The organism is Marisediminitalea alba (assembly GCF_002993365.1).
In the GTDB taxonomy this organism is placed as follows: domain Bacteria; phylum Pseudomonadota; class Gammaproteobacteria; order Enterobacterales; family Alteromonadaceae; genus Alteromonas; species Alteromonas alba.
The window spans coordinates 1-6,293 of sequence record NZ_PVNP01000155.1; the positions used below are offsets into that span (position 1 = coordinate 1).

Annotated in this window: 5 protein-coding genes and 3 pseudogenes; all 8 read right to left on the reverse strand. The window is 50.4% G+C overall.

All coding sequences use genetic code 11. The features are described 5' to 3' along the window. A pseudogene (locus tag C6Y40_RS25235) lies at nt 1-348 on the reverse strand (IS91 family transposase); the annotation flags it as partial. An 84-nt stretch (nt 349-432) separates the two neighbouring features. Then, nucleotides 433-900 (reverse strand): annotated as a pseudogene (locus C6Y40_RS25240) (FeoB small GTPase domain-containing protein); the annotation flags it as partial. Between the two features lie 27 nt (nt 901-927). Beyond that, nucleotides 928-1,200 (reverse strand): FeoA family protein, encoded by a 273-nt coding sequence (locus tag C6Y40_RS14305; protein ID WP_105935181.1) that lies wholly within the window; start codon nt 1,198-1,200, stop codon nt 928-930. Between the two features lie 190 nt (nt 1,201-1,390). Further along, nucleotides 1,391-2,413 (reverse strand): ABC transporter ATP-binding protein, encoded by a 1,023-nt coding sequence (locus C6Y40_RS14310; RefSeq protein WP_105935182.1) that lies wholly within the window; start codon nt 2,411-2,413, stop codon nt 1,391-1,393. A gap of 5 nt (nt 2,414-2,418) precedes the next feature. Beyond that, nucleotides 2,419-3,933 carry an ABC transporter permease gene (locus C6Y40_RS14315; RefSeq protein ID WP_105935183.1) on the reverse strand — a complete coding sequence of 505 codons (1,515 nt, stop codon included), beginning with the start codon at nt 3,931-3,933 and terminating at the stop codon, nt 2,419-2,421. After that, a complete protein-coding gene (locus C6Y40_RS14320) occupies nt 3,930-4,970 on the reverse strand; it encodes an extracellular solute-binding protein (RefSeq protein WP_105935184.1) in 1,041 nt (346 codons plus the stop codon). The genes C6Y40_RS14315 and C6Y40_RS14320 overlap by 4 nt, the downstream gene beginning before the upstream one ends. 8 nt (nt 4,971-4,978) lie before the next feature. Next, complete coding sequence (locus tag C6Y40_RS14325; RefSeq protein WP_105935185.1) at nt 4,979-5,776, reverse strand: hypothetical protein; 798 nt, start codon at nt 5,774-5,776, stop codon at nt 4,979-4,981. Nucleotides 5,777-6,067: 291 nt separating this feature from the next. Beyond that, nucleotides 6,068-6,293, reverse strand: a pseudogene (locus C6Y40_RS25015) (IS91 family transposase); the annotation flags it as partial.

The following is a 6,293-nucleotide window of genomic DNA, read 5'->3' on the forward strand; positions in this document are numbered from 1 at the left end:
GGAGCCCCACGTATGCAACACCATAGTGGTGCCAACCTCAGCGCCTAAGTGTCGCGTATCACCGGCAATGGTCAGTAGCGTTTGTGATGCGGCTTTAAACAACAACTGATACATCTGTGCTTTATTGTAAAAGGCCAGTTGTGCTACCTCACCAGGTAAGGTAAACACCACATGGTAGTACTCTACGGGTAACAACTGCTGCTCTCTGGCTGCAAACCAGCGTTTGGCGCTTGACCCCTGGCACTTCGGACAGTGACGATTACGGCAGGAGTTATATGCGATGGCATCGGTATGACAGTGTTCGCAGTGCAGGTGAAATTCACTGGCCAGCGCCTGACTACGTGTGGCAACATCGGAATAGTCCAAAGCAGGTTGCTGCTTGTTGTCATGCACGTTCGGCCAGTCGGCCATAGACAGCAGCGCGTGTTTAAATTCGTGTAAGCCATCCAGTGAACGGGCCGACAACGGCATAACCGGGCTACCCAATGCGTTCGACAACCCTTCAGAATCAATATGTTCACCGACGCGTTTTACTTCATCTATAAAGTTCAGCGCAAACATCACCGGCTTGCTCTGCGCGGCTGCCAACTGTTTTACCTGTAAGCCCAGGATCAGGCTTTGTGCTAATCGCGTCGCGTCCAACACCACCAGCACAACGCGGGTATCTTCATCGGCCAGCGAGCCTTTGATTTCCTCAACGGCTATGACTTCATCGCGCGTCAGGCCATTCAATGAATAGGCACCGGGTAAATCCACCAACTCGAACTTGTCGAACTTACCTCGCGTGACCTCCACGGTGATCCCGGGGTAGTTAGCGACCTTTTGTCGTAATCCGGTAAGTTGATTGAACAACAAGCTTTTACCACAGTTGGGTTTGCCGACCATTAATATGCGTTGCATAACGACTACTGTTCCTGAATGTGCGGGTTAAGGCTGAAGAGAAATTTGAATGCGGCTAGCCAGATCCTGTTCTATAGCGAACACGCTGCCACTGAGCTGCAGGACCATTGGGCCACCTAGCGGGCCGCGACGCACACACTGCACGATACGCCCGTCTGCAAGCCCCATTTCTGCCAGTCTCGCAGTGATTTGCTCACCTAAACCGGTATCAATTCGGGTAACCACCGCCGACTGTGATTTACCCAACCCCCAGAGCGTCAGTGTCTGATTTGCATTGTGCTGGTTCAATACATTTGTCACTTATGGTTTTTAACAGGGGGAGTAGTGTACGACACACGGCTGAGCTTATCAGTAAAGTGGTCTTATTTTTTGCGGCGTTGTGCTTATTTGCGTGATTTTACACAAGCGATGATAAAAAACAGCCTGCCGGGACACCTGCAATTAAGCAGAAGCCTGCAGGTTATTCGCTGCAGGCACGCTGATTTTGTAGTTAACTATTAGATTCGGCGGGGAAAACGGCAGGCGACTCGTTTGCGTTGAACGCAACCTGAACGTTATCTCCGAGTTTGAAGACTACTTCGTGGTTGGCGCGCAACTTAATACTCTCGCCAGAATGCAGGGTAATACCGAACAATCGCGTCTCGCCTTCATACCGGCTGTAATCAATTGTGCCATTCGGCTTGTCACCTGACTCAACAAACAACACATCGTCGGGCCTTACCAGGATCTGCACTTCACCGTCTGACACAGACTCCGGACGCTTGTTGATAACACCAAGCGCAGAGTTGATACCGTCGGGCTGAACCTGGCCGCGCAAGAAGGTCGCTTCACCCAAAAAGCGTGCTACAAATGGATTGCTGGGCGCGCTGAAACAGCGTTCAGGAGTATCAAGCTGCTGCAAAATGCCGTCTTTCAATACGCCAACCCGGTCGCCCACCGACAAAGCTTCACTTTGGTCATGGGTTACCCAGATTGCAGGCACCTTTGCCCGCTTTAACGCATCGCGAATATCCCAGCGCAAACTGTCTTTTAACGCCGCGTCCAAATTTGACAGGGGTTCATCCAGCAACACCACCGACGGTTGGTGCGCCAGCGTTCTTGCCAGCGCAACACGCTGCTTCTGACCACCTGACAAGTTGCCGGGTTTAACGTGGCGTTTGTCGTTCAGACCCAATAGTTCAAGCCACTGATCGGCCAGGGTGCTGTCTTTCACCCTGAAACACACATTCTGTTCAACTGTCAGGTGCGGAAACAAAGCAAAGTCCTGAAACACCATACCCAGATTGCGCTTTTCTGGCGGAATGTGCTTTTGAGGTGTACTGCGCCAATTTGTGAACGCAACGTCACCTGCGCTTTGCGGCACCAAACCCGCCACACACTGCAATATAGTGGTTTTACCGCAGCCAGTCGGACCGACTAACATCAGGATCTCATCGCTGCTGAGCGTAAAGCTGATGTCGTTAATTATGCGCTTGTCGCCATAGTGGACCGAGAGGTTATTCACTTGCAGCATTGCGGTTACTTTTCCTTATCTCCAACGATGTCGGCATGACGTTCGCCAGACAACATGATAATCAAGCCCAGGCCGGACAGCAAAATTAACAGAAGTCCGGGTACGGCTGCTCTGCCAAAATAGCCTGCTTCATAAACACGCCACAAATAGGTAGCCAGTGTTTCAAAACCGGTTGGCCCAAGCATCAGGGTGGCGGGCAATTCGCGCATGGCTTCCAGAAAAACCAACGCGGCCCCTGCCACGATGCCTCGGGTGGTGAGCGGTACGCTGACACGCCAAAACGCTTCAAAGTTACTGGCACCCAGTACTTTTGCCGCTTTGGTTAAACTGCCATCGAGGCTTTCTGCCGTTGCCCGCACCGTACCCACTGCCAGTGGCAGGAAACGCAGTACATAAGCGAGTACCAGTAAGCCCAGGCTTTGGTATAAAAACGGGAGCTTCAGCCCCAGGTAAACCAACGCAGTACCCATGACGATACCTGGCACACCAAACCCTAAAAAGGTAACCCGCTCCATGATTCGCCCGGCTCGCCCGGCAAGTGCCGCATAGGCAACAGGAAGCGCCAGCACCACAGCAGCAATGGCCGCCAGCATAGAAGCGTAGGCAGAGTTCCACGCAAAGGACAAGTCGAAACCAGAGACACCTTCGCGAAGCAGCCACACAACAAAGATGCCTAGTGGTAACACAATGGACAGCAGAATAACCGGCAGGAAAAGCACGAGTACAGCACTGACGGTAGTTTTGCTAAGCCATATCGAGAGGGGTTTGCCCGGCCGCTCTTTGTGCGCTTTTACCCGTGCTTCCAGAAACAAGACCAGTCCCACCAACACCATAAGCTGTAAAGACAACATTGCCGCCTGACTTAAGCCAAACGCGTTGTATTCCACAAAGATAACCCGGGTAAAGGTATCGAAGCCCATGATGGCCGGCGTACCAAAGTCAGATAACGCATACAGCACAGCAAGCAGGGCACCTGCAGCAATGCTGTTAACGACCCTCGGCAACACCAGACGCCAGAGGCAGGTCATTACCGGTAAGCCAAGGGTGCGCGCCGCATTGATCATGCTTGTATCTACGCTAAGCAAGGCCGAGCGTGTTGTCATGAGAACAAAAGGGTAGGTGTACAGAGACATAACCAGCGCAGCACCGGTAAGCCCCTCCAGGGCCGGAAATGACACCCCGAACAAGGTTTCGAGTTCACCGCCCTGACCAAATGAAAAATACATCGTAAAGGCGCCGAGATAACTGGGTAACGCCAGCGGCGCCGAGAACAACACCAGCCAGAATCGTTTGAATGGCACATTCACAAAAGCCAGTAAAACGGCAAGCGGCACACCGATGAGCACAGCGCCCACACCGGTGAGCACCATTAACAACAGCGTGTTAATTAATACCTGAATATTGTGACTGTCAAACCAAGGCCCGCCATCGGCAGCAAGCTCTACCAGCACTGCAAAAGGTAACAGTGCAAATACGGCAATTAACAGAGCAATGGGATACGATGCGGGCAGTTTTCTCACAACAACCCAATACTGCGCATCATGTTGATGGTAGGCCGTAAGTCAGCCAGCTTTCTGAGATCGAGTTCCGGCGGATTTAACGAAGACAAATCCTGTAATCCCGGTGGCGATGCTACGTCACTGACCAGCGGAATCTCATATGCTTCGCTTGCCAGGTACGACTGAACTTCCTTCGTTAGCAGATACCGGATAAAGTTGACCGGCAACTCACCGTCACTCAGTGACACTATACCCGAGGCATTCACCAGACAACCCGCATCGTTGTTTGTGTAGGCTAGTGATACTGAGGCATCTGGCTTACCGGCTTTCAAACGCAGCGTGTAGTAATGATTCGCAAAGCCAATATCCACTTCGCCGCGTTCAACGCCCATGACCACACCCAGTTCGCCTGCGTATTTCTTGGCTTTGCCGTTAATCGCTTTCAACCAGTCTTTGGTTACCTTGTCGCCTTCGAGTAAACGCATTGCAGTAACAAAAGACTGGAACGACGCATAAGCCGGTGCCCAGCCAATTTTCACATCACTGTCTGCAAGTGCGAGTATACTGTCAGGGATCTCAGCAGCGGTCAGCCTGTCGGTATTGTATGGCAAGGTGCGGATACGGCCGGTTACCGGCGACCATAAGGGATACTGAAATCCCGGGCTGAGTTGCTGGATCAGATCCTGAGGAAGTGGCTTAGCTAACCCGGCGTCTGTTACGACACCAATAGAACCGGTATCCACCGCCCAGAATAAATCCGCGCGCTTTACACCTGCTTTAGCTTCAGCAATCAGTGTATTTGCCAGCGCTGCTGTTGCGCCACGACGAATATTCAGCTTAAAACCTGGGTTGCGGTCCTGAATGGCCTGCAACACATTTTCGTACAAGCCGCCTTCGCCACGCCCCAAATACAACGTGAGTTCGCCGGTTAATTTTGGTAATTGATCAACAGAGATTGAATTGGCAGCATTTGCGATGCGCGCAAACCCACTTAAACCAAAACCGCTACCGATAATACCGGTAGCGGCCATACCACGTATAAACGCTCTACGCTGCATGCGAGTCCTTAAAATACACTTTTGCGGCTTTCTTCCGCTTTCACCAGTAAGCTTCTGGCTTTATCGAGTTTCACCTGCATGGTTTCTACCACTGCACGAACGTTGTCAACGCTGGTGTTTTTGCTAATGGCCTGAGGCAGAGTCACGTTAAAATCTTTTTCCAGATCTTCCACTAATTCCGCATCCAGTTCAATGAGCGCACCTTCAATGCCTTCAAAGCGTTGCAGGTAGGTATCGTGAACCAACGTTGTTGCAACTTCGGTTAACTTCTCTGCATATTTTGCCACAACGCGATGCAGTTTCTTTTTGATATCATCGATGACTTCAGGGCCCGTCGTTGGCTCTTGTTCCGTCGTCATGACTTTAGGTACCAGGCCTTTTTGCTGATACTGTGCAGCCAGTTTTACGGCACCCAGACCTTGCCACAGGGCTTGTTTCAGCTTCAGCAATTCAGCTTCAACCACCGCCGCTTTTTCGCCGTTGTCGATGGCAACCTTGACGCCGTAAATACCCTGCCAAATGGTGGCATAAACCGGAACGTACTGGGTTTCGATAGCCGAGTGAAAATCAACTTCCTCCCAGAATTCGATCAGTTGATCAGAATCCGCCTTACCCTTTTTACTGTATTCGTCTACCACGCCACTGAATTTGTCCGACAGCCAGGTGACTTCTTCAGCATATTCGGTCAGGTGCGCACTGAGGTTATTCACGTGCTCACTGATTTCGCCATTTGCGTTGGATTTCATGCTTATTGTCGCACTGAATACGGCGAGTAAAACTACGACTTTCTTACTAATTTTGTTCATTGATATATCCCAGGATGTCCATACTGTGAAAATGATACTTATTATCATTTAACAAGTAAAGATTGAACTCGAGTATAAGAAATATTAACGCTATGTACTACCCACTGTGTCAGCTGTATTTAAGGCCAGTTGCACGTGTGTCAAATGGGTACTTTTCAGGAATCAGTGAAGTAGTTGTCATCAAGATAGACGCAATATAACTGGTCTTTGGTACTGAAATCCGCAATGAGATATGTGAAAGCCCTTACCTCAACATGTTGCATGTTCAAGTGATGGTCTGTTTTTTGTGCTTCATGCGCCAAAATCGAAGTCGCGTTGAATGATGTAGTCACTGAATGAGGCTGTGGCTGGTGGAGCTCGAAGTGGCGGCATTAGAGAATCGTTTTTTGCTTCAAGAAGAGTCTGCTTGTCAAGGTGCGCCAAAATCTTATGGATAACAGCCGGATCCGTAATACAAGTAATAATTTTGACGTTGGTTTTTTCACAAGCCTCACAGACTGTGATGTCAATATTGAAT